Source organism: Pseudoalteromonas sp. NJ631 (assembly GCF_000276645.1).
Classification (GTDB): domain Bacteria; phylum Pseudomonadota; class Gammaproteobacteria; order Enterobacterales; family Alteromonadaceae; genus Pseudoalteromonas; species Pseudoalteromonas piscicida.
On sequence record NZ_AKXJ01000005.1, the window covers coordinates 162,367 to 184,729 of the forward strand.

Genomic DNA, 22,363 nt, shown 5'->3' on the forward strand with positions numbered 1-22,363 from the left:
TAATTAATCTATTGTTATTAAAAGTGTGATAGCTGCTGGCGGCTCTTCTTACGTGCGAGCAATCCAATATACAACAGAGTAATGCACAATAGTGTCGGAAAAGCTTTTAGATACGCAAAGTGGTCAAAAAAGAACGTAACTTCCCAGAATATTTTAGCAGCTTCCTCATCCACGCCTAGGCGCTCTAAATTACGAAGAAAGTTTTCCATCAATGCAAAGAAGTCTATAAGCACTAACGTTAAAGCTAAGAAATACAATGGCCCTTCCGCGTAATTTTTCTCGAATACCGAGGCTGATTTACCACGTGTAAAAAAAATTGAAAGTGACATTCGATACTTTAGTAGAAATAACAGCAGTAGGCTTGAGATTAACTGACCACCGTAGGCATAAATATTCTCGATGTAATAGCTTTCAACCACCGGAAAAACAATATTTTTTAAGTAAAATACCATTACTGCATCTAGTGAAAGCACAACTGCAAAAATCAAAGTTAGCGATAAGCTATTTTGATCTTCTTTACATAAATAAACTAAGACAAAAAGTAAAATACAGGTGATCGGCTCAAAAACTGTAGCACTAACTACCGTAGTCATTAACAAGGCTAGAATGCTGCCCTTGTCCTTCATATTGTCTGGATACAGTCGTGAGAGCGCTTCGGTATTATCCAAAATATCAGCGAGTTTAACTCTGCAGAGATCGGCAAACTTCATTAACGTACCAAGCTTGAAGGAGCTAACGCCATTAAGGTAGTTGTCTAGCGTTCGCATGCCAATCCCGAGGTGGCGACATATATCTTCTCGCGACATCCCGCGTTTATGCTTTAGACCTTTTATTAGTAGCCCTATGCGCTGGCTTACTTCGTACTCTTCTGGCGTTTGCATCGCCCGCCACCTCCCTATCCCGTAATTTACTAATCGACTTATTACTACGCGCTTTGGGGCTGCTGCGTATTTCTTTTCCGCGCGAGTATTCCTGCATAGAGGAGTGCTATACTAAGCAACATCAGCGGGGCTTTAAGGTATTCATAATAATCATAGAAGAAGGTCAACTCCCAGAATATTTTTACCTTCTCTTCATCCATACCTAATCGATCTAAATTGCGAATAAAGTTCTCTATTAGCGCACAAAAATCAACAACAGCTAGGATCAGGGCAAGGAAGTAAAGTGGTGCTTCAACAAGACTCTTCTCAAATACTTCGGAAGACCTTCCTTGTGTAATAAGCACTGCAAATTTCATTCTATATTTAATTAAAAAGAGCAAAAATAAACTTAGTGCCAAGTTTATTGAAAAAGCGTATACATTTTGAATGAAGTAATTAGCAGCAACGGGAAAAACAACGTATTTAAGCCAGTAACCAAATGCATTACTTAATGCATAGATCACTACAAAAATTGCGACCATGCATTGATTGTTTTTATCTTTGTATGAATAGCAAAGCAATATAATTAACAAAAACAAAGTGATTGATTCAAAAAGCATTGCCGTTGCAAGAGAACCAAAAAGCAGTGTAAGAATACTCCCTTTGTCCTTCATATTGTCTGGGTACAGTCGTGAGAGCGCTTCGGTATCATCCAAAATATCAGCGAGTTTAACTCTGCAGAGGTCAGCAAACTTCATTAACGTACCAAGCTTGAAGGAGCTAACGCCATTAAGATAGTTGTCTAGCGTTCGCATGCCAATCCCGAGGTGGCGGCATATATCTTCTCGCGACATCCCGCGTTTATGCTTTAGACCTTTTATTAGCAACCCTATGCGCTGGCTTACTTCGTACTCTTCTGGCGTTTGCATCGCCCCACATTTCCCTTTAACCAAATCACAAAATTAACCCAAACATTACATTTTGTTTAATATAAAGACAAGTGGAATCACACTTCAGTTATGAAATAGCGCACATATTCAAATAGGTAGTGACGATACATCTGTCACAATTACGCTTAAGATGATGAGGTAACATAATGTATTCTTTATCGTAAGGAGAAGTTAGAATATAGAAATAAGCGCAATATCGGAGATATATTACGCTTACTCAGATATCAGACTAGTTTTGAATTGGTTGTCTCTTGGTTCTTACGATTAAACCAATATAAAGAAGGAGCACACATAAAAATATTGGAACAGCCTTTAAATAAGCAAAGTAATCGAAGAAGAAGGTTACTTCCCAAAACATCTTTGCAGTTTCCTCATTAAGACCAAGTAGCTCTAAGTTACGAAGGAAGTTTTCCATTAATGCAGCGAAATCAATAAAAACCATTGTAAGAACCAGAAAATAAAGTGGCCCCTCTGCATAATTCTTTTCAAATACAGAAGCTGATTTTCCTTTGGTTAGTATCACAGCAATTGTCATTCTGTGCTTTAGTAGAAAAAGCATTAATAAACTAAGTGTAAGCTGAATAGAAAATGCGTAAATATTTTGTATAAAATAGCTTTCAACAAACTGAAAAACCACTGTTTTAAGTATAAATAACGCCACAGCTGACACGGTAAATACAAATGTAAAACACAAAGTCAATAATTGACTATTTACATCATCCTTTGATAAAAGGACTAAGATAATTAATGCAATCGGAATCAAAATTTCAAGGATCGTTACACTTACAAACGACACTGATACTGTGGCTACAATGCTAGTTAGCAAAGCTAAATTAAATAAACTTTTCATAACAAACCCTACACTTTAGGCTTTTCTTGTGTTGCAGAAGCCTGTTCATTCTTTGGACCGTTTCCCGTGCTCATGCCCGACCCTCCAAAAACTTGTTTACAGAGTGAACGTTCAAGTGTTGAGGTTTTGGGCTTCTTTCGACCCGTTGACAAAATCAGGCTAAATAAACTTTTCAAGATACACCTCAGCAATTCAACTTTTCTGGTGGAGAGGCTTTATGCTATCCCCTTTCCTCAAGCCCAAACCACCATAAACTTGTTTACACAATAAGTGACTAAGGGCTATTTTTATTGGCTTTTTCTGTGCAGCCTTCATTGTTCTTTTCCTCATGTTTTTCTCCATACAGGCCAGAGAGCTTATCTGTATCTTCTAAAATATCTGATAACTTTACTTTACAGATTTCAGCAAACCGAAGCAATGTCCCAAGCTTAAAGGAGCTAGAGCCATTTAAATAGTTATCAAGGGTCCTGTCACCCACACCTAAACGCCGGCTAACCTCTTCTCGGGTCATCCCTTTTTTGCGCTTTAGCCCCCGTATCAATCGGCCGATACGTTGGCTTACCTCGTATTCTTCTGGCGTCTGCATCGCCCCACCATATCTCTCAATCACCCCAACCAAGTTAACCAAAAGTTTACATCCAGTTAAATATAAAGACAAGTAGATGACAGTACTATTTTTAGGTGCACACTCGCAAAACAACCCAAAATAGAAACAAACTTATCATTATATTTGAATTTTTGGTATCAATTGATTCAAGCAACCCTCGCTAAACCTGCTTATTTGTTGTTTTGCAGACCATTAAAATCAATAATTAAAAAACACACAAACTTCTCTATTTTTATGTGAAAATCTTCACATTATTGTGTAAGTGCAGCATTTGCTTTATTTAAAACCTGCTTACGGCGCGCTGTTATTCCTGCGTATAAAACAAACATACAGAGCAGATAAGGCACGGCCTTAATATAAGCAAAGTAATCATAAATAAAGGTCAGTTCCCAAAATGGTTTGGCAACTTCTTCATCTATACCTAAACGCTCTAGGTTACGGATAAAGTTTTCCATCAATGCGGCAAAATCAATCAAAGCTAACGTACATGCGAGTGCATAAAGCGGCGCATCTACTTGGTTCTTCTCAAAAATGCTGGCTGAATTCCCTTTGGTAAACCACGCACCTAAAAACATTCTGTATTTGATCATGAACGCCAGCAGTAAACTCAGTAAAAGTTGAGTTGCAAAAGCATAGATATTTTCAATGTAATAGCTTTCAATAGCTAGGAAGATGACATAATTCAACCAGTACGCAACAACGATTTCTAACGAAAAAGCAAATATAAAAATTGCAACAATGCTTTGGCTATTCTTGTCATTACGCGCATAAAACAATAACAAAATAAGAAAAGCAAATAAGGTAAATTCAAGCACCATAACGCCGACAAAATAGCCCGTAAATAGCAAAAAGATATTGCCTTTGTCTTTAATATTCTCAGGATACAAGCGCTTCAGCGCGTCGGTATCATCCAAAATATCAGCCAGCTTTACCTTGCAAAGATCCGCAAACTTTAACAATGTCCCAAGTTTAAATGAGCTCACTCCGTTTAAGTAATTGTCTAACGTGCGCGAGCCTATACCTAAACGTTTACAGACATCTTCTCGGGTCATACCTCTGGTACGCTTTAACCCAAGTATTAACCTACCTATCCGCTGGCTTACCTCATATTCCTCTGGCGTTTGCATCTGTCCACCATTGTTTTACGTTAGCTCCCTTGAAATTAACCCAAACATTACATTTAGTTAAATATAAAGACAAGCTTCTCTCGATAAATTGCAATGAAAAACAATAAAACACTCAATACTTCACCAACTTTACGTAATTTGAAACATTTTCATCGTTTTTCACGCTTAACCGTTCTTTAAAGACAAACCTTCCTAAGGGTATGCCCCTCATAGCCGTGAGTAATCCGCAGCCGGCGTTTTAAAAAGCTCGCTGGGTAAACCAGCTCCTACGCGGAGGTGTGTCGCAGGGTAAACCAGCTGCAATATTAAAAGGTGATTGTTATGCTTTACAAAAAAGTACAGTTGTTCTATTTTAATAAAAGTACAAGTGTTCTTTTTAGAGGTCAGGATGAAATTCAGCTACTTTAACGACAAAGACGGGTCGCTTATTACCAAGATAAGTCGGGGTGTCACAGGGCTAATGTGTACGCTTGCGCCACCTATTACTTCGAGGTTAGGTCAGGTACTACTGATGAGCCCGCATGGTAAGCGTCAATATCAGTTTAAAAATAAAAAACCCAATGGTGAGTTCAATATTCTTACCTCGCTTGGTCGCGTTCATGTAAACGTATTTGGCCTTGGCCCGAAGACCGTTGTATTAAGTCATGGTTGGGCCGATAACAGTAGTTGCTTTGATAATTTGATCCCTGAACTCGTTGCGGCAGGGTTTTGTGTGGTGGCGATTGATCATGTTGGTCATGGACAATCTCATGGCAAGCAAGCCCATTTGCTGGCTTTTGTTGAAGCACTGGATACCCTGATTGAGAAGCTAGAAGCCGATCGCCATGATATTGTGGCTTTGGTAGGGCATTCTATGGGTGCTGTAGCGCTGATGAACTTACCGGATTATCGCCTAGAAAATCGCGTGGTTATTAATGTTGCAACTCCCGTGCAGTTTTTTGAACTGATGTTTGAGCGCGTTGCGCGAGCGGGCATTTCTGAAAAAATGCTGCACCAAGTGTTAGGTGCTATCACCACAAGGTATGGCACGCATTGGCATTTGATCCGAGATAAATTCCACGACGGTGTACTTAAGTTTGAGCCGACATTTATTCACGATACCGAGGACCGATTTGCGCCATTTGAACACGTAGCGTCGCTTATCGCAGCCACTCCTGAACGTTTAATCCAAACCTCAGGCCTTGGACATCGCCGCATTTTAGGCGATACTGGCGTTATTCAACGTATTACTCAAAGAATAACTGCATAAGTGATGAATAAAGGCGAGAGAACGAGACAAACCATTTTAGAGCAAGGTATGCGCTTTAGTAGCCAATATGGCTTGATAGAAGTCACTATTGGTTCTATGGCAAAGCTTTGTGGCTTGTCTCGCAGCGGGCTTATCTCGCATTTTGACAGTAAAGAAGATATGCAGTTGGCGATCCTCGATTACTGTGAAGATCAATTTATGCTGCATGTCGTCGCACCGGCACGACACCAAGATCCCCTTGTGCAACTCAAAATGCTCTTTTCAATTTGGGCAGACTGGACTCACGAATTATTTAATGAGCCACATTCAACTTGCCCGTTTATCAAAGCGTTGGTTGAATTTAATTGCCATACAGACAGCCCTATTCATACCAAAGTTACCGAGCAACATAACCGATTATTTAGCTATATTAAGCATAAAATTGTACAAGGGATAGAAAGCGGTATTTTTCATCCTGAGCTTGATGCGCAGTGCGCGGCGTACGAGCTATACAACTTGTATCTAGGCCATGCGATAGCGAAAAATACGGTACTAACAGAACATGCCAGCGAGTTGTTTAAACGTAATATTGAGCACTTACTTGAAAGTTACCAAGCTGATCCAAAAACACGGAGCGTATCTGCATGATTGAAATAATCTCTACTCCAACCCGCGATATTGTTGAGCAGCTTACTGAGCTATACATCGCGACCTTTTCAGCGCCACCACGCAATGAAGAAATAGACCAAGCAGCCATTCACTTGCTTATGAAAAAGGAAATCGAAGAAGGCGAAGTGCGTGTTATTTTTGATGACTCAACAAAGCAACTTATAGGCAGTTTGTCGCTAGTGCCAATCGCCCACTTTAAAGATAAGGCGCGCTTTGATCTTACGTCAGGCCTATATATTTCGAACTTTATGGTTGATGCGAATATTCGCGGCAAAGGAATTGGCAAGCAATTACTGCAAGACACCTTAGCCGCTACTCGCCAACCTATCCACACTCGTTGTCGAGTAGATGCCTTAGCAGTGAATCATTTATTTCAGCACCATGGCTTTAAATTGATTGCTAATTACACAACAATCATGAATAACTCGGTTGCGGCGCGTAATATCTACACCTATCAAGCTGAATAAACTGCGGATAATCCTTGGATTGTCATTGTTGATTAATACATTCACTCTTATACTTTGCCAAAGAGTCGTCGTGTAGAGTAATGAGATGCTGAGGTTTTTTTCGATTGAACACGGTGTAATTTCCGAAATGGAACCAAGCGCCGACACCCCGATTGAAATAGCAATCAAAAACGCCCATTGGATAGATACTATTAATCCCACTGAGGAGGAGCGAGTTGCCCTGGCAAACACGCTAAATATTACCCTTCCTGGTGCGGATGATGTAGAGGAAATTGAGGCCTCTTCACGCTGTTTTATCGACAGCGAAGGTCTGCATGTACACGCTTTGTTTATGTCTCCCAATGACGGGCGTTTTAATACAGTGACCGTTGCCTGCTTATTACAAAAGAACTGCTTATTAACCATTCGCGATGACGAACTTGCGGATTTTAGATTGCTGCGACTGCGTGCACGAAAAGGGCAAGTAGCGTGCGATAACCCAAAACAACTGTTAGTGACTTTGTTCGACCAAAAAGTCGAAAACCATGCGGATATGCTTGAGGATATGCACCACCAGCTTGAAAAGCTCAGTGCCTATGTGCTTGAGGAAGAAGACTCAGATCTAGAAGAAGCCGTTAGTCGTATTTCAAGACTAGAAGATGCTAACGGTAAAGTGCGCTTGTGTTTGATGGATACGCAGCGCAATATCTCGTTTTTAATGCGTCATGTGGGGGTGCAATCTGAGGAGCGAGAAACGCTACGGGAAGTCACACGCGATATCGAAACCCTAATGTCGCACTGCGCCTTTCTCTTCGATAAAGTGAATTTTTTGATGGATTCTACGCAGGGTTTTATCAATATCGAACAGAACCAAATTATTAAAACCTTTTCCATTGCCTCTGTCGTATTTTTGCCGCCCACAGTGGTTGCCAGTGTGTATGGAATGAATTTTAATAATATGCCAGAGCTAAACTGGGCTTGGGGCTATCCTTTTGCCATTGCTATTATGCTGCTCTCTGGTTTTGCTCCTTATTTATTCTTTAAACACAAAGGTTGGCTATGATTTTTGGTTAATCTAGAGGTGTAGCTTCATTTCCAGCAGGCAAGGTGTAAATCCCGCTTTTTCATAAGCACGAATTGCTGCGGCATTACTACTGTATACATCAAGGTAAAAATCGTTGACGTTTTGGGTTTTACACCAAGCGATTAAGTGCTCCATGATCTCTTGATTCAAACCTTTACCACGATGCTCAGGTGCTACATACATAAAACCAAGATAGCCATGCTGCGTGTGCTGTAGCTGCTGTTTAGACGCTCTGATCTGCACATACCCTGTTGCCACTATTTGCTCTGACACTTCTCCAACAATCACTAACGTATTTGAACAATTGAGTAATTTTTCAAAACCGTAGTATTTGGCATCTTGTGATTTGATTGTTGGGTTATACGGACGCTCCGCTTCAATCACTTGCTGTTCTAAGTCTAGAAGTGTAGTTAAGTCGTTGATGGTGGCTGGTCTAATTCTCATATTTTTTCCTTAAAAAAAAGCCACCTTAGCTTAACTAAGGTGGCAAAGCCACTATCTACAGTGTTAAAAATTGTCAGGGACTACATGAGTTTAAGTATTAATGGTCGTGAGATTCCTCTGCAGTAATACCAAGCCATACTAGTTTTTCTGGTACGTAATCTAGCTCAAACGTGTCTACCAGTTTGGCTTCTTCTAAATCAAACTTTTTAATTTGTTTTGCAATTGGATCGCTCACATATACCGCTTGCTCTGAATGAGAAAATGTAATTTGGAAGCCGTGACCTTCTGGCATCGTAGTTAAATCAGCATCACTAACTTGTACTTCACCTGCAGCTTCAAAATGGTGTTCACCATCATGCTCATGACCGGCAAAAATGCTGAGTTTACCTGCAGTATCCATCACCACAACATGCTCACCCGCAAAGCTAAATCCAAAACTAGCAATGCGATAGTTATCACTTACTTGCCATTCAAGCTTCTCGATATGGCCATGCTCAGGGTCAACCATCAGCACATCATTACCTGCTGATGCAATAAACTGCTCTGCATCATGGTGGCCTTTAAGGGTGCCAATTCGCTGCCCGTCAGCAAAGTAATCTGGGTTAGCTAGTTTTACTGCACTAAAGCTTTCACCTTGCTGAGTGATAAGCGCAACACCGTCACCGCAACCAAATGCCACTGCTTCTTCATTTTGTGCGCTGCCGTGAAGTGCAGGACAACTTACGTTAAATACCTGCTCTTGATGAAAATGGTCACCATGCGCATGATATAAACCAATTTGCGAAGGTAGAGAAGTTTCGGTTTGAGGGTCTCTGATCGTGCTAATTAGAAATTCGCCTCGAGCTTGCGCCGCACCGTGCATGTAAGTGTCATAATGTAATGCAGCGACTTCGCTTTGCTCGCCGCTAATATGCGCTTCACTAAACATTGCAGCACTGGCATTTTGTTGGCTGTCTTTGTCACCATCGGAGAACACAGCAATACCAGACTCACCCACCGTAACGTGTGTTGGCTTCACTGACTCTAAATGGAATGAAGCAAGTGCAGGCGCTTCTTCATGAGTATGGTGATGATCGCCATGCTCCTCTTCATATAAACCGCCATCAATAAATTCTACTAAACCTTGGTCACGTTGTACCAAGACAGCAAAGCGGTGATTTTCAGAGCTATATACATATTTTGGATAGTGGATAACACCAATTGAGTCGAGAAGCGATTTATCCGCCGTTGAGTAAACATTCACAACGTTACTTTCAGCGCTAGTAACTAACAGGCGACCATTTGCGTCTGCTATAGTATCTCCATGATCGTGATCATCATGACCATCGTCATCGTTGCCATTATCTTGTGCTGGCGGGTCTACTTTTACGATTGTGTGTTCAGTACCACCACATGCAGAAAGAAGAATTGCGGAAATGGCAACTGCCAAAAGTTTACCTTTTAATACCATGAGAGAGATCCTATTTTTATCTATGTTATACCATAACTTTAATTATGTTATCTTATAACAAAACCAAAAACAACATCTCGACTAATCACCTATTGACTATTTTGCACGCAAACCCAATAGTGAAGTCCACTTGGCACTATCAAACAAAAGCCACACTCTAAATAACCTGAGCTGCGGATAATTAATGCCTTTCTAGCAGCCAGTTTTAGCGCTAACTGCGTTGAATTCACTTCCAATAGCCAGCTATTGGTGCGTAAATTCACCTTGCCTACAGGATGTAGGTACCTTAGCGAGAGCAGGACGCGGAAGCAGTGTTTTCCCTAAAACTTGCTGGCTAGACAAGGAAAAAACTAAGTTGTGCTTTAGCAACAATGAGTTGGAACATTCCTTATCCAAACCTCAGGTTAAATAACAAATGCCTTGATGTAACACTCCGGCTATATAAAAAGGACTACTTAATGGACTATTTGGTTGCTATCACTTTATTTGCTATTGCATCTTCCGTAACGCCTGGGCCAAACAATATTATGTTAATGACGTCTGGTGTTAATTTTGGCTTAAAGAGGAGCATTCCACTGTTAAGTGGTATTTGTGTGGGCTTTTCGGTTATGCTTTTGCTGGTCGGCTTAGGTTTTGCGCGGCTATTTGAGCTATTTCCTAGTTTGCATTTTATTTTAAAGTGCATTGGCGTCATGTATCTTTTATACCTTGCCTACCTTGTCGCGATATCTTCACCCACAGCTGATGCAGACTCAAGCCCTCAACCTTTTTCGTTTTTAAAAGGCGCGCTATTTCAGTGGGTAAACGCAAAAGCATGGATTGTGGCAATAGGTGCTATTTCAACTTATACCTCCGCTGGCGCAGACTTTATGAGTCAAAACTTGATGATCACCATTGTCTTTCTGTTGGTGTCATTTCCTTGTGTTGGGATCTGGTTGGTGTTTGGTTCGTCGCTGAAACATGTATTAAAAAATGAGCAAAGCCTTAGATGGTTTAATTTTGTAATGGCTACATTACTTGTGCTTTCAGTAATGCCAATCGTGTTAGAGATCTTTGCAGGATAATCCCCTGCAAAGATTACCGCGTTATTGTTACTTGTTGTCCGCTTTTTACCGACGGGCAATCACCCACACTGCATGCACAATTCCTGGTATATAACCCAACAATGTAAGCAAAATATTTAACCAAAAAGCCCCGCCAAGACCGACTTGTAAGAATACACCAAGTGGTGGAAGCAGAATTGCAATGATGATCCTCAATAAATCCATTGTTCTCTCCTAAAAGTTATAGACGCTTTCATTCTGCATGGGTTATGCCAATTCAAAGGAATGCCTTTTGCATTAACCCAATAACAGTATAGGAGATAAAAAATGCCAGATTGGATTAATCTTGATTTAGCACTCATTTGGTATCACTTTTACCAAATTATTTTTGCGTTTTTACTTACATTACCTTTGGCTATTAATAGAGAAAGTAGTTCCGATAGCGCGGGGCTTAGAACGTTCCCATTAGTCGCTATTTCCTGTTGTGCTTTTATTTTAACAAGTATGGACGTCTTTGAATCACATGAAGCACAAGCAAGAGTAATGTACGGTGTCATTACTGGAATTGGCTTTATTGGTGGCGGCTCTATTGTGAAAAATGATAATTCCACACATGGTACAGCAACCGCAGCAGGTATTTGGTTAACCGGGGCAATAGGGATCTCAAGCGCATACCAACGATATGAAATCGCAATTGTATTAAGCGCGGTTGGGTTTTTGGTGTTTCGCTTACTAGAGCCTTATAAAAAACCTTCGAGTTCTCAATAAACTTACGTTGAACCTTTCGTTCTTTTGCTTGAGACTTGGCGCTTGAGCTCTAACTTTTCACCAAAGAAGTACTCGTAAGCTAAAATAGCGATAAAATAAAAGAATCCAAAAACGCTGATATCGATAAGCAATTTACCGAAGTCAAAGGGATCTTCGAATAAAAAATATTCAAAATCAGTAAGATAAAAAACTAATTTAGTCAAAAAAAGTGCGGGTAAAAGTGAAATAACAAATTTCAAATTAATGTCCTTTTAATTTGCCTGAGGTACTATCCGAAGTGCAGTTTACCTGCTTTCTTCCTAGATTGCACGCAATATACATTTTATTTCGATAGTTTACAAAGAGTTACTATCTTATTAGCTGAGCACTAAGCTCAGCTAATAACGAAACATCAAAACTTGATAATAGTTGAAACCGCTTCCTCGTTTGCCGTTTCAATAGACATTTTCAGTTCACGATTTTGCCAATCTATATCTATCAAGCCGTAGTTACTTCCCGATTTATTAATCAAATGGCGGTTAGATGTTGTTAACTTTGCGATGTCTTTGCTTATTGCACCAACTCGTCCGGTTGGAATACTGGCACCTGCTGGCGCACAGTTGCCCCACTCACCTTCGATGCCTTTTTGGTTATCATCCACTTGGGTATAACACCAAGGCTTATCGTTGTCTCGCGTGATACAACCTTGGTAGGTTACACCTGCATATTTGAACGGTAACTGACATGCTTTGGCAAAATTGCCATCCCCTTTGTCATCTGCGTAAATCGGTAACCTTAATGGGTTTTCGATATGATAAGGCCAGTTTTGACCAAACCCTGATGCGGTCACTTCGTAGACGTTAACTGCTTGACCATATGTGCTGCTTGCGGGAATAGTCTTTTGCAAAAGCTCTCCCCAATGCTGATCGCCAGACAAAAACACAACGGCCTTAGTCTTACCTTCGTTCACTGATTTCTGTACCAACCTAAGCAAACGCTCTCTTTGCGCTGGCATTTCAGCCCAAGACTCATAACTAGTACCAGACATATTTGTTTCTTCTAATGACGCGATGGCAGCATTAAATGTTTTGCCGTCTCCATAAGCACAGTAGTTAGTTTTACTTCTGCCTTGATGCAGCGGAGGCAGTACTTGAATGCCGCTTGCAATGAGCTTGATTTCTGATGGTTTTTGTAACTCTTGCTCAAGCCATTGCCACTGCGCCTCTCCCAATATGGTGCTACTTTCACCTTCACACGCACCGTAACTTGAAAAGGTTGGAGAGCGGAAGTAACGGGCATCCAATGTGATCACATGTGTGGTTTCGCCCGAGCCACCCAGCATTTTGGCTTCGTAAATACCAGCTTGACCGTTTAGTCTTGGGTCAGCCTTATCAACATCAAAGTGGCGTAAGTATTCTTTCTGTGCGTTTACTCTCTGTGGATAATGTTTGCCTTCATTGTTCCAACCAAAATCGTGGTCATCCCAAGTCGCCATCACTGGGATCTTAGCCTCTAAAAACTTGCGATATTCACTATTGTTCTTTTTATCATCGTACTTCTGGCGCATCACTGCCATATCGGTGGTATCTGCGTAGATATTGTCCCCTAACCAAAGAAATAGGTCCGGTTGTTGACCAATTAGTTTAGCGAGCGCTTCGGGCATATCTCCTTTGGTTTTGAAACATGAGCCAAGTGCAACTCTATCTAATCGCTTACTTTGTAGGGGTTGAGTGTGGGCTAAAAGCGCTGGCGGCGCTTCTGGTTGGCATTCTTCCCAGCCGCCTTCTTCAACATAGCACCAAGGTGCGGTGTGATTTCGGGTTGTACAGCCATAAAATTTTTCCCCCTGATACTCCGATGGCGTTTTACACGCTTTTCCAGTTACCGTTTTGAATTCTGGGATGGTTTCTGTTCTTACGTGACCCCATGTTGCGCCTTCGATGCTTTGTTTTAAATAGCACCACTGGGAACCTGAATTACTTTTATCCGTCGTACCTTGATACTGTGCGGCTAGATAGCTAAAAGTGGATTTACAAGACTCGTAGTGAACTTCAGGTTCAGCATTAGCTACGCTGCTCATGAGCATCAACACGGCTGGCGTGAGAGTATAAGTTTTCATCGTTTCCTCGGTATTTGAATGTTGGCATCCTTGCGAGTTTTCCTTGCGGGAACGGAGTCTAATTCGGCAATGTTAAATTTTAGTTTAATATTTATTTCAAGTTCACATTTACTTCGACATTCATGAAATAATACGAAAGTGGCTCAATTAATGAGCCACAACTAGGCCTTATGGCAAGTGGTTAATAAGCCAATCAATAAATACTTGGATCCGAGCTCTTTTTGGTGAATAAGGATCAAATAACACATAGCGTTGCCATACCACAGGGTGAGGGATATCAAAAAGCTGCACAATAAGTCCAGCTTGTTGAAAGTCTAAAAATAGCTCTTTGGAGACGATTGCCACACCTTGGCCTTTAAGCGCCGCACTCAGTGCCATATCATTAGAAGAGACTCGAGTGTGTGGGCCTTTGGCACAAATACTTGAACCGCATATCCCCTGAGACTCAAACCACTGCTCCCAGCTTACTTTGTCATCGTCGTGGTGAATAAGGTTGCATCTTGCTAAATCACTGGGAGACTTAATTTGCAGCGCTTCTTTGTAGCTTGGTGAACAAACAGGATAGTTGCTATCTTCCCCCAGATATAACTGCTCAAGTCCGGCGGGACACGCTAACTCTTTCTTAGTAGAAAACCGGATCGCGATATCAATATGATTTAAACGAATATCTTCAAAGCGATTAGAGCCAAGCACACGAATTTGGATGTCGTCATGAGCTTCGTAAAACGAGCTTAGGTTAGGCATTAGCCATAAAGAGCAAAAAGACTGGGTTGACGTTATGGTCAAGCTACCAGCCAATTCTTGGGTTTGAATTTGGTTCAATCCCCCAATAATGCGCTTAAACGCACTTTGAGTAGACATTAACAACACTTCGCCGGCTTCAGTTAAGTGCATATTGCGGCCTTTTCTTACAAAAAGCTTAACTGCAAGTGCATTTTCCAGTTGGCGCATTTGTTGACTTACTGCCGCTTGCGTAATGTTCAATTCGAGTGCAGCTTGGGTGTAACTTTGGAGCCGAGCTGCACTCTCAAAACAGCGTAGTGCACTTAAGTGCCTCAACCTCTTATCCATAAGCTCAACTTATATTAATTGTAATTAACTATCGTTGGTATCCTGCCATATTTTGACCCAAGATACAGTCATAAATTACTTAACCTGAACTCAGGTTACTCACCACGACGACAGGAGCAACAATGAATTATTGCAAACCAAAGCCAAAGTCACGGTTATTACACTGGTTAAATATAATCGGAGCCTATCTGAAGTTAGAACACACAGTGAAACATAAGTAGTTTCAATATATGGGAACATAATCAAGTACGGTGGAGCCTGTTACAATTTTTGTTACACAAAAAGTCGACTAACCCACCGCTACAATTCGTTGATATTAATTAATATTTTAAATATTGAACGGATAGTAAACCTTTATCCACACTCTTTTTGCAACAAGTTTTGTTAAAGTAAATGGAACATTGCGCCCATTATGTTTTGTTCACACCTAGTGACAACATACAGCACATTGATTACAACAATAACAAATATGGATAAAGGATTTTTATGCTATCTAAATCTCTGATATGCAGTGCTATTTTACTAGCTACTAGCGCTTCTGTTGATGCCCAATCTAATGCTGAACTTCATCGTTTAGCCACCGTAGCTAAACCGATAGAACAAGCAGTCACATTTAACTTAGATCCATCTAAGGAGCGTTTTTCAGGACACACGACTATAAAACTTGAGGTGCTCAAAGCCACTCAGTTTATTGAGCTCAACGGTTTAGACTATGCGATCAACACTGCTGAGTTAGTCGGAAAAGCGTCGTGTGAGCTCAGAGATAAAATGCTCGAAACCGGTAAAGTGAGACTAAGTTGCGAAAAAACACTGCAACCGGGTCGCTACACGCTTAATATTGACTATACCGCCCCTTACAATCGCAATAGCGTCGGTCTCTATAAAACCATAGACAATGGCGTGCCTTACTTATTTACTCAGTTTCAGATGAGTGATGCAAGAAGAGCAATACCAACGTTCGATGAACCTGAGTATAAAATTCCATTCCAACTCACTATTACCGCCCCTGACGATCAAAAAGTATTCGCTAACACGCCTGTTTTAGAGATCAAAAAGTCAAATGGCATGATCACCCACTATTTCGACAAGACGCCGCCCCTTCCTTCTTATTTAGTTGCCTTGTCCGTTGGTCCATTCGAAGTGCTTGATGTTAAAGGGATGTCGGTTCCGGGTAATATTATTACCCCACAAAAGAAATCAAATCTCGCCGCTTATTCCATCGAAAACACACCAAAGATACTCAAAGCACTTGAAGACTATTTTGACTTACCCTATGTCTATAAAAAACTAGACCAAGTCGCAGTCCCTGAATTTCCGTTTGGTGCAATGGAGAATGCAGGCCTTGTGACTTACCGAGAAGACATATTACTTATCGATCCAGCAACGTCGACAAGACAAGCCCAAACTTCGCATGTAAACGTTATTGCTCATGAACTTGCACACCAATGGTATGGTAATCTAGTTACGATGAAATGGTGGAATGACCTGTGGTTAAACGAAGCATTTGCCACTTGGATGGCTGCAAAGATCACATTACAGCTGTTTCCTGAGCTAGAGACAAATTTATCCTTATCTCAACACAATGCAATGCCCTATGATGCTCAAGCAACTACCTCACCGATCCGCAAACCGGTTATTACAGAGTCTGATGTAACAGACGGCTTGGGACTTGCGTACAGCAAAGGTAGCGCGGTACTTTACATGGTTGAGCAGTGGCTTGGGGAAGCGGTATTCAAGCAAGGCATGCGCAATTATATCCGTAAATTTGCTTATAAGAATGCAGAAGCCAAAGATCTGTGGAATGAGCTGAGTAAAGTCTCTAATAAAGATGTTGCGACAGTGCTAGACTCATTTGTATCACAAGCTTCATTTCCACTTTTGACGATTAAGTTAAATGGTCAGAATGCCACCGTATCCCAACAACGCTTTGTAATAAAAGGACAAGAAGCGGCAGCACAATCTTGGCATATCCCCATCACACTGCGCTATGGTAAAGGTGACAAAACGGCCACTAAGACAATACTTCTAGACTCCAAGAAACAACAGATTAAATTAGACTTTGAGCCAGAGTGGATCTTACCAAACGACAATGCGACAGGTTATTACCGCTGGGATCTTTCTGAGTCTCAACTCGCAAGCCTAATATCACATGCCCCAAACAAGCTAAACGAGCGGGAGAGATTAGACTTACTAAGCAATGTTGACGCGCTGATGGAGTCTGGAAAAATAAACGCCAACGCGTTGATGTTAACGCTCAGTGAGTTTATTAACGATACTCATCCCAAGGTAGCAAAGGCCGCTCTTACTCAATTACTATCACAACATAAACAGTATGAAGACGATTCAAATAAGCTACTTTGGAAAAAGCTTTTTACGACTTATGTTGAGCCTGCGTTTTCTCGATATGGACTTGAGGCAAATGCAAATGAACCAGCTGCCACATCTGAAATACGTGCAGCATTGGTTAGAGCACTGGCTTTCGAGACCAAGCATCAAACCATTATTACGCATGCCAAAAAACAAGCGAGTTTATATTTAACGTCACCTGATAAAGTTGACCCCTACTTGGCGAGAAGTTTCCTGCAAATTGCCGCTTACTACGGTGATGCTGAGCTGTTGAAGTCGTACAAAAAGGTATTTGAAACTACTAATAACCCAACTCAACGTACTAATCTATTGCTTGCAATGGGTTATTTTGGTCCACAAGAATTGCAACAACAAGTACTAGATTATGCCCTAAGCGAGCATGTAACGGCCTCCGACTTTAATTACATATTAAGTGGGAATGGTAAAGGCGATGAGCGAAAAGCGCTTTATCAAAAGTGGTTTTATCAGCACTTTGAGCGCTTAAAGGAACGCTTCCCTCCTTTTGCCAAGCCACAGCTACCTTTTTACCTATTTTCGTACTGTGACGCAGATGCGCTAAAACAAGCGCAGCAGTTTTTTGGGCCAATGCAAAACGAGATAGAAGGCTTAAGTAAATCACTTAAGCAACTGGAATTGGCAACAAATACCTGCATTATGCAAAAGCAAAGAGAGCTGGCTTCAGTTAACCAATTTTTGAATAATCTGTAAAAGACTCCAACCAGTTGTGGCGCTTTTGGCTTTTGCTGGGCGCCACTATTTTTTAGGATAAATATGTTACGTTCATTTTTATTATTGCTATGTCTACCATTCACCTTGGCCGCTGAAACCGTGATTGATCCCGCTCGTGATAGAGCAATTCCTGTAGAAATTCATCAACCATCCAATACCGATAACTGCTCAACTACAGCGCTTTGTCCCGTTGCACTGCTAAGCGCCGGCTATGGTGTCTCTCATACCGAATATCAATTTTTGACCAAGGCGCTAAACCAAGCAGGATATTTGGTTATTACTGTAGGCCATGAGCTTGCAACTGATCCTCCTCTTTCCGTCGAGGGGAATTTATATGAAACACGCGCAGAAAACTGGCAACGGGGCGCTGATACGCTAGTGTTTATTCACGATTACTTTAAGCCGAAGTTCACCACCTTTGATTTTGGGCATCTCCTGTTAATTGGCCATTCTAATGGCGGTGACATTTCAGCATGGTTAATCAATCACGGGGCTAAATTTGCAAACCATATCATCACGCTAGATCATCGCAGAGTGCCATTACCGAGAAGCCTTGATGTAAAGGTCTTGTCGATACGAGCAAGTGACTTTCCAGCGGACAAAGGAGTATTGCCAAGTCGTGCAGAAAAGCAAAAATATCAGGATTGTGTTGTCACAATAGCGAATGCAAAACACAACGACATGACTGACGAAGGTCCGAGCTGGCTAACAGACAAAATAGCACAAATTTTGGCTGATCATTTAGCTGGAAAACCTTGCCTAGGGAATGAAAAAGTAAAAGACCAATAGTCGCAAAACACAGAGAGAAATGAGGAAATTTCACTCCTCTTTTTGTTTATATGTTCTATTTAAGCCGAGCTTTATTTAATTTCAGCCACTGGCATTGATAGCGGTTTTACACACATAAAATATGCCCAAGCAATCAATATGATTTGCAGTGGTGCTCTAATTAGCAAGTAAACTGGCCCCCACTGATGTCCTCCCAGGCCAACGCTGTTGAGCGCGGCATACACATTTGCAGGAAAAAACAGGATAAAAATGGCAATAGCCGCTTTTGCTGTAGGCAATTGATATTTAGGTATAAATAACAGAATCGCTACTACGAGTTCGATGACACCAGTGAAGTACACCAAAGGAAGCCTATACGGCACCCAACTAGGTAACATTTCTACCATTCCCTGTGCTTTTACGATATGGCCAATAAAAAAGAACATAAATGCGATACCGAGACCCCAACAAGCAAGCGTTGTTGTCTCTACCTGTACGCCTCTTACCTTTGAATAGATAATACCGAGTAATAACGGGCTGCAAAGTAACAGAATAATGATGATTGGTGTAACCATGGTTTATGCCTTATCCCTAAACATTGTTAGCGGCTAAAAAGCCACCAAGATTATCCAATCATGTCACGTGATGTTCCTAAAAACAATAAAATTAGCAACCGTATGTGCTAGGGCCTGTTGACCTTTGCTGTTTAATTTTTGTTCTTCTGAGTGTATTTTGGTCGCGACGCTCGACTTGCCGCCTAGTAATCTAGGCAAAAGTTGAGCAACAATGAACAAAGCGCACTCAGATGAACCCGAAGGGCAGCGCTTGATTAGCATTTCTTCTATGTTGCCCCACAAGGATGTGGGGTAAGGTGACTTTGCAGGAGCACAAAGTCTTTATCGCCAGACTTACATAGAATGACTATGCTACGCTGGCTCTGCCTTGTATAAATACCAATCAAACTGCTGCAAAAACAAACTTGAAAGATCAACAGGCCCTAGATTTTGCTGATCTTTAGCTCACCACTTTCATCAAATCCGCTTTAGTCTTGCCGATATCAAACTGCTCAACCATCTCTCGCAATTCATTGGCTTTACTCAACAATGACAGCCCCGATGCATTCGTCATCTCTACCAAAGTATTGTTTTGCTGCGTGATACCATCAATTTGCTTAATCGCTAGATTAATTTGCTCAATACCACTCGACTGCGTATTGCAGGCCTCTGCGATAGTTTGCACTTGCGATGCAAGTCCATACACACTTTCCACGATGGTTTTTAGCGTCTCGCCGGATTCTGAGGCCAGCTTAGACCCTTGCTTCACTTTGATGTTACTGCTTCCCAGCAGCTCAGAAATGTCTTTTGAAGCGCTTGCACTGCGCAGCGCTAAATTTCTCACTTCTGAGGCAACGACCGCAAAACCTTTTCCTTTTTCTCCGGCTCTTGCAGCTTCAACAGAGGCGTTCAGCGCTAATAAGTTAGTTTGAAACGCAATAGAATCAATAACCTCAATGACGGTAAGTATTTCTTTAGCACTCTTACTAATTTCGGTCATTGCCTCAATCGTTGACTCAACTACCTTTCCACCTTGCTGTGCTTGCTGGTTCACTTCAATGGCCAACTGATTAGCCGATTGCGCATTACTGGCGTTTGAGTGCACGGTTTCGGTGATTTCACCAACTGATACCCGCGTTTCTTCAATAGATGCGGCTTGAGAAGAGGAGCGTTCACTTAACTCTTCGATGCCTGTGGTGATCTGCTGTACCGAAACTGTGATAGATTCAGCCATGGCTAATAGCTTTTGCATCATATTAGCTAAGTTGCCAACACTGGTATTCACCGATTGTTTCAACAGCGCAAAATCGCCCGCATAACTTTTTTCAACTTGGCGCGTTAAATTCCCCTGAGACAGCCCATCCATCACATTCATGCACTCCTTAAGAGGAGCTTCAATTGAGTCCAGCGTTTCATTCATGGCTGTGATTATGCTGGCGTATGCGCCATGATGTTTGCTGGCGTCTGCTCTATGATGCAAGTCTCCCTCACTGGCCGCTTCAGCAAGCTTTTCAGCATCGGTTAGCATCAATTTTATCGCACCAACACAAGCAAAGAGGCTTTGATAGATGCTATCAAACTCTCCTTTATAACCATCATTCGTTAAGGCGGGTAACTCTCCTTTTGCGATACTTTCTAGATACCCGCTAGTAAGAGCTACGGGTTTAGAGACCGCATCAAGTGTTTCATTGACACCACGAATGATTTTTCGAAATTCCCCCTGATGCTTGGCTTCATCTGCACGAGTAGAGAGCTCCCCTTCTCCTGCTGCAGCAACTAAGCTGTAAGTATCTTCAATAAGCAACGATAGTGATGAGGTGGCGCGCTGTAAGGCCATATGTATTTGCGCAAATTCCCCCTTAAACTCACCGCTAATCCGCTCGGGAATTTCTCCTTTTGAAAGCGAAGTAAGATATTGTTTTGTTTGGCTAATGGGTTGCTCAACAGCATCAAGTAGTTTGTTAAGTCCGCTGGCTATTAATTTCATGGAGCCAACGTATCCCTCAAGGTTTAGACGTTCACTTAGTTTGCCATCGGAAGCTGACTTGATGAGCTGTTCAACCTGTTGCTCCGCACGTCTTGTCTGGCTTAAATCCTTAAATTCAAATACCGTACCTAACACCCTACCATTTTGATCGGAAACCGGGTTGGCGGTTGCCGCAATGATTATGTCACCTACGCACCACTCCCATTCTAACTGTCGTACTAATTGACCCGCAGCCTGATTCAGTGCTTTAAAACTGTGAAGTAAAGCTTTGGGAATTGGATGGTTAACGACTTCAATCGGCACGTTTAACGCAGTGCGGTAACGATCAAATAAAGAATCACATTGTGCATTTACGTAGATCACTTGATTACTGTCATCACATAAAAGCACGGGCGCGGCTACATTATTTAACGCATAACGGATCCGTAAGTTTTCTCTTGCTTGTAGCTCTAGCTTTTGAGTCGCATCAAGTAAGCTAGTTTGCATCTGCCGTAGATTTACCAGTAAGTTACCTATTTCATCGTTACTGTGTACAACGACTGTGTTGTCTAATCGACCACTCGCAATTGCCTTTGCTACATCAGATGCGCGGCGGATTGGGCGAGTGATTAAGTGCTGCATATACCAAGTCAGTAATCCTAAAGTCACAAGCGCAACAGCGATGAGTCCTAGGGTACTAAAAAAGATAAGTTGGTTTTTTGTCGCGACAATTTCACTCGTTCTCGTGTCTACTAACGCGTTAATTTGCTCATTAATTTCAAGTAGATATACACTTGCTTGGCGGTCTATTCCACTCACTGAAGCATCAGCAAGGTCAATATCAAAGCCTGAGCTTTTGAATAGCTCCACCGCTTCACGATATTTTTGTCCTAAGATGAGGTGTTCTTTTTGATATTCACGTAACTTATTTTCTAGGGTAGTTGGTAACGCATAGGCTGAAACAATTGAACTGAGTTGCTTTTGTACCTCAGCTTCTTTGGTTTCAAATCTCGACCAATATTTATTTAGCTGAGCAGGCTCTCTTCCTCTAATGAGTACATTTTTCCACTCTTGTACTTGGGTTTTGAAATCATCGAGCACTATGTTTATTTGCTCGCGAGCAGCCAATTCATTGTCTATCATGCTGTCATACTGTTCCGCGACGCGTTTCATCACCAAAACAGTAATCATCGCACCGATGAGCATTACCACTAAACCCGCTGTTACCGCAGAAATAAGTTTTGCTTTAACACTTTTCATTCTGAGTATCCCTAATTATGAAAA

Annotated in this window: 22 protein-coding genes and 1 pseudogene; 8 read left to right on the top strand and 15 right to left on the bottom strand. The window is 41.5% G+C overall.

Going from position 1 to position 22,363, the window contains the following annotated elements; all coding sequences use genetic code 11:
• Positions 1 to 17 precede the first annotated feature (17 nt).
• The 6 genes and pseudogenes from A587_RS0111010 to A587_RS0111030 form a co-directional block, all read right to left on the bottom strand.
• On the bottom strand, positions 18 to 881 hold the full coding sequence (locus tag A587_RS0111010) for a helix-turn-helix domain-containing protein (protein ID WP_017217635.1): 864 nt from the start codon (positions 879 to 881) through the stop codon (positions 18 to 20).
• A gap of 44 nt (positions 882 to 925) precedes the next feature.
• Entirely contained in the window at positions 926 to 1,789 is an 864-nt protein-coding gene (locus tag A587_RS0111015; RefSeq protein ID WP_017217636.1) for a helix-turn-helix domain-containing protein, read from the bottom strand.
• Positions 1,790 to 2,039: 250 nt separating this feature from the next.
• The gene (locus A587_RS0111020; protein WP_026000967.1) at positions 2,040 to 2,660 is read right to left on the bottom strand and encodes a hypothetical protein; all 621 of its coding nucleotides are present in this window, start codon (positions 2,658 to 2,660) and stop codon (positions 2,040 to 2,042) included.
• Between the two features lie 8 nt (positions 2,661 to 2,668).
• On the bottom strand, positions 2,669 to 2,836 hold the full coding sequence (locus A587_RS25000) for a hypothetical protein (protein ID WP_157234644.1): 168 nt from the start codon (positions 2,834 to 2,836) through the stop codon (positions 2,669 to 2,671).
• Between the two features lie 137 nt (positions 2,837 to 2,973).
• Positions 2,974 to 3,246: pseudogene (locus A587_RS0111025) on the bottom strand (helix-turn-helix domain-containing protein); the annotation flags it as partial.
• 272 nt (positions 3,247 to 3,518) lie between these two features.
• A complete protein-coding gene (locus A587_RS0111030) occupies positions 3,519 to 4,394 on the bottom strand; it encodes a helix-turn-helix domain-containing protein (RefSeq protein WP_017217637.1) in 876 nt (291 codons plus the stop codon).
• A 388-nt stretch (positions 4,395 to 4,782) separates the two neighbouring features.
• Here A587_RS0111030 and A587_RS0111035 point away from each other — a divergent pair, with 388 nt between their 5' ends.
• From A587_RS0111035 to corA, 4 genes are all read left to right on the top strand, one after another.
• Positions 4,783 to 5,643, top strand: a complete 861-nt coding sequence (locus A587_RS0111035) for an alpha/beta fold hydrolase (RefSeq protein ID WP_017217638.1) — start codon at positions 4,783 to 4,785, stop codon at positions 5,641 to 5,643.
• A gap of 3 nt (positions 5,644 to 5,646) precedes the next feature.
• Positions 5,647 to 6,270: a TetR/AcrR family transcriptional regulator gene (locus A587_RS0111040; protein WP_017217639.1), complete on the top strand. Its 624-nt coding sequence runs from the start codon at positions 5,647 to 5,649 to the stop codon at positions 6,268 to 6,270.
• Positions 6,267 to 6,758, top strand: coding sequence for a GNAT family N-acetyltransferase (locus tag A587_RS0111045; protein WP_017217640.1), 492 nt, complete (start codon positions 6,267 to 6,269; stop codon positions 6,756 to 6,758). Before A587_RS0111040 ends, A587_RS0111045 begins: the two co-directional genes overlap by 4 nt.
• A gap of 85 nt (positions 6,759 to 6,843) precedes the next feature.
• A complete protein-coding gene (gene corA / locus A587_RS0111050) occupies positions 6,844 to 7,800 on the top strand; it encodes a magnesium/cobalt transporter CorA (RefSeq protein ID WP_010603700.1) in 957 nt (318 codons plus the stop codon).
• 12 nt (positions 7,801 to 7,812) lie between these two features.
• Here corA and A587_RS0111055 read toward each other — a convergent pair whose 3' ends face one another.
• Together A587_RS0111055 and A587_RS0111060 are read right to left on the bottom strand one after the other, a co-directional pair.
• On the bottom strand, positions 7,813 to 8,265 hold the full coding sequence (locus tag A587_RS0111055) for a GNAT family N-acetyltransferase (RefSeq protein WP_017217641.1): 453 nt from the start codon (positions 8,263 to 8,265) through the stop codon (positions 7,813 to 7,815).
• 97 nt (positions 8,266 to 8,362) lie between these two features.
• The gene (locus tag A587_RS0111060) at positions 8,363 to 9,715 is read right to left on the bottom strand and encodes a hypothetical protein (protein WP_017217642.1); all 1,353 of its coding nucleotides are present in this window, start codon (positions 9,713 to 9,715) and stop codon (positions 8,363 to 8,365) included.
• A gap of 458 nt (positions 9,716 to 10,173) precedes the next feature.
• Here A587_RS0111060 and A587_RS0111065 point away from each other — a divergent pair, with 458 nt between their 5' ends.
• Positions 10,174 to 10,779, top strand: coding sequence for a LysE family translocator (locus tag A587_RS0111065; protein ID WP_017217643.1), 606 nt, complete (start codon positions 10,174 to 10,176; stop codon positions 10,777 to 10,779).
• A gap of 45 nt (positions 10,780 to 10,824) precedes the next feature.
• Here A587_RS0111065 and A587_RS24710 read toward each other — a convergent pair whose 3' ends face one another.
• Positions 10,825 to 10,983, bottom strand: coding sequence for a YqaE/Pmp3 family membrane protein (locus A587_RS24710; RefSeq protein WP_010369885.1), 159 nt, complete (start codon positions 10,981 to 10,983; stop codon positions 10,825 to 10,827).
• Between the two features lie 102 nt (positions 10,984 to 11,085).
• On the opposite strand from A587_RS24710, the gene A587_RS0111075 reads away from it, so the two are divergent.
• Positions 11,086 to 11,526, top strand: coding sequence for an MgtC/SapB family protein (locus A587_RS0111075; RefSeq protein ID WP_010369887.1), 441 nt, complete (start codon positions 11,086 to 11,088; stop codon positions 11,524 to 11,526).
• A 2-nt stretch (positions 11,527 to 11,528) separates the two neighbouring features.
• Here A587_RS0111075 and A587_RS0111080 read toward each other — a convergent pair whose 3' ends face one another.
• The 3 genes from A587_RS0111080 to A587_RS0111090 form a co-directional block, all read right to left on the bottom strand.
• Positions 11,529 to 11,765 carry a hypothetical protein gene (locus A587_RS0111080; RefSeq protein WP_010369889.1) on the bottom strand — a complete coding sequence of 79 codons (237 nt, stop codon included), beginning with the start codon at positions 11,763 to 11,765 and terminating at the stop codon, positions 11,529 to 11,531.
• Between the two features lie 152 nt (positions 11,766 to 11,917).
• On the bottom strand, positions 11,918 to 13,624 hold the full coding sequence (locus A587_RS0111085; RefSeq protein WP_017217644.1) for an alkaline phosphatase D family protein: 1,707 nt from the start codon (positions 13,622 to 13,624) through the stop codon (positions 11,918 to 11,920).
• A gap of 168 nt (positions 13,625 to 13,792) precedes the next feature.
• Complete coding sequence (locus A587_RS0111090) at positions 13,793 to 14,695, bottom strand: LysR substrate-binding domain-containing protein (RefSeq protein WP_017217645.1); 903 nt, start codon at positions 14,693 to 14,695, stop codon at positions 13,793 to 13,795.
• 486 nt (positions 14,696 to 15,181) lie between these two features.
• Between A587_RS0111090 and A587_RS0111095 the strand changes: the two genes are divergently transcribed.
• Both A587_RS0111095 and A587_RS0111100 read left to right on the top strand, forming a co-directional pair.
• Positions 15,182 to 17,770: a M1 family metallopeptidase gene (locus tag A587_RS0111095; RefSeq protein ID WP_017217646.1), complete on the top strand. Its 2,589-nt coding sequence runs from the start codon at positions 15,182 to 15,184 to the stop codon at positions 17,768 to 17,770.
• Between the two features lie 63 nt (positions 17,771 to 17,833).
• The gene (locus A587_RS0111100) at positions 17,834 to 18,580 is read left to right on the top strand and encodes an alpha/beta hydrolase (protein ID WP_017217647.1); all 747 of its coding nucleotides are present in this window, start codon (positions 17,834 to 17,836) and stop codon (positions 18,578 to 18,580) included.
• A 71-nt stretch (positions 18,581 to 18,651) separates the two neighbouring features.
• On the opposite strand, the gene A587_RS0111105 is transcribed toward A587_RS0111100, so the two are convergent.
• The 3 genes from A587_RS0111105 to A587_RS0111115 all read right to left on the bottom strand — a co-directional run bounded on the left by A587_RS0111105 (position 18,652) and on the right by A587_RS0111115 (position 22,339).
• Complete coding sequence (locus A587_RS0111105) at positions 18,652 to 19,134, bottom strand: DoxX family protein (RefSeq protein ID WP_010369905.1); 483 nt, start codon at positions 19,132 to 19,134, stop codon at positions 18,652 to 18,654.
• A 63-nt stretch (positions 19,135 to 19,197) separates the two neighbouring features.
• A complete protein-coding gene (locus A587_RS25415; protein ID WP_017217648.1) occupies positions 19,198 to 19,395 on the bottom strand; it encodes a hypothetical protein in 198 nt (65 codons plus the stop codon).
• A gap of 178 nt (positions 19,396 to 19,573) precedes the next feature.
• On the bottom strand, positions 19,574 to 22,339 hold the full coding sequence (locus A587_RS0111115; protein ID WP_017217649.1) for a methyl-accepting chemotaxis protein: 2,766 nt from the start codon (positions 22,337 to 22,339) through the stop codon (positions 19,574 to 19,576).
• Positions 22,340 to 22,363: the final 24 nt, after the last annotated feature.

What these genes read in the sequence shown, in the direction of transcription:
- A587_RS0111030 (WP_017217637.1), bottom strand. Translation starts at nt 4,394, where the DNA reads ATGCAAACGCCAGAGGAATATGAGGTAAGCCAGCGGATAGGTAGGTTA.
- A587_RS25415 (WP_017217648.1), bottom strand. Translation starts at nt 19,395, where the DNA reads ATGCTAATCAAGCGCTGCCCTTCGGGTTCATCTGAGTGCGCTTTGTTC.
- A587_RS0111015 (WP_017217636.1), bottom strand. Translation starts at nt 1,789, where the DNA reads ATGCAAACGCCAGAAGAGTACGAAGTAAGCCAGCGCATAGGGTTGCTA.
- A587_RS24710 (WP_010369885.1), bottom strand. Translation starts at nt 10,983, where the DNA reads ATGGATTTATTGAGGATCATCATTGCAATTCTGCTTCCACCACTTGGT.
- A587_RS0111085 (WP_017217644.1), bottom strand. Translation starts at nt 13,624, where the DNA reads ATGAAAACTTATACTCTCACGCCAGCCGTGTTGATGCTCATGAGCAGC.
- A587_RS0111100 (WP_017217647.1), top strand. Translation starts at nt 17,834, where the DNA reads ATGTTACGTTCATTTTTATTATTGCTATGTCTACCATTCACCTTGGCC.
- A587_RS0111115 (WP_017217649.1), bottom strand. Translation starts at nt 22,339, where the DNA reads ATGAAAAGTGTTAAAGCAAAACTTATTTCTGCGGTAACAGCGGGTTTA.
- A587_RS0111055 (WP_017217641.1), bottom strand. Translation starts at nt 8,265, where the DNA reads ATGAGAATTAGACCAGCCACCATCAACGACTTAACTACACTTCTAGAC.
- corA (WP_010603700.1), top strand. Translation starts at nt 6,844, where the DNA reads ATGCTGAGGTTTTTTTCGATTGAACACGGTGTAATTTCCGAAATGGAA.
- A587_RS0111020 (WP_026000967.1), bottom strand. Translation starts at nt 2,660, where the DNA reads ATGAAAAGTTTATTTAATTTAGCTTTGCTAACTAGCATTGTAGCCACA.
- A587_RS0111095 (WP_017217646.1), top strand. Translation starts at nt 15,182, where the DNA reads ATGCTATCTAAATCTCTGATATGCAGTGCTATTTTACTAGCTACTAGC.
- A587_RS0111060 (WP_017217642.1), bottom strand. Translation starts at nt 9,715, where the DNA reads ATGGTATTAAAAGGTAAACTTTTGGCAGTTGCCATTTCCGCAATTCTT.
- A587_RS0111010 (WP_017217635.1), bottom strand. Translation starts at nt 881, where the DNA reads ATGCAAACGCCAGAAGAGTACGAAGTAAGCCAGCGCATAGGGCTACTA.
- A587_RS0111045 (WP_017217640.1), top strand. Translation starts at nt 6,267, where the DNA reads ATGATTGAAATAATCTCTACTCCAACCCGCGATATTGTTGAGCAGCTT.
- A587_RS0111075 (WP_010369887.1), top strand. Translation starts at nt 11,086, where the DNA reads ATGCCAGATTGGATTAATCTTGATTTAGCACTCATTTGGTATCACTTT.
- A587_RS0111090 (WP_017217645.1), bottom strand. Translation starts at nt 14,695, where the DNA reads ATGGATAAGAGGTTGAGGCACTTAAGTGCACTACGCTGTTTTGAGAGT.
- A587_RS0111035 (WP_017217638.1), top strand. Translation starts at nt 4,783, where the DNA reads ATGAAATTCAGCTACTTTAACGACAAAGACGGGTCGCTTATTACCAAG.
- A587_RS0111065 (WP_017217643.1), top strand. Translation starts at nt 10,174, where the DNA reads ATGGACTATTTGGTTGCTATCACTTTATTTGCTATTGCATCTTCCGTA.
- A587_RS0111105 (WP_010369905.1), bottom strand. Translation starts at nt 19,134, where the DNA reads ATGGTTACACCAATCATCATTATTCTGTTACTTTGCAGCCCGTTATTA.
- A587_RS0111040 (WP_017217639.1), top strand. Translation starts at nt 5,647, where the DNA reads ATGAATAAAGGCGAGAGAACGAGACAAACCATTTTAGAGCAAGGTATG.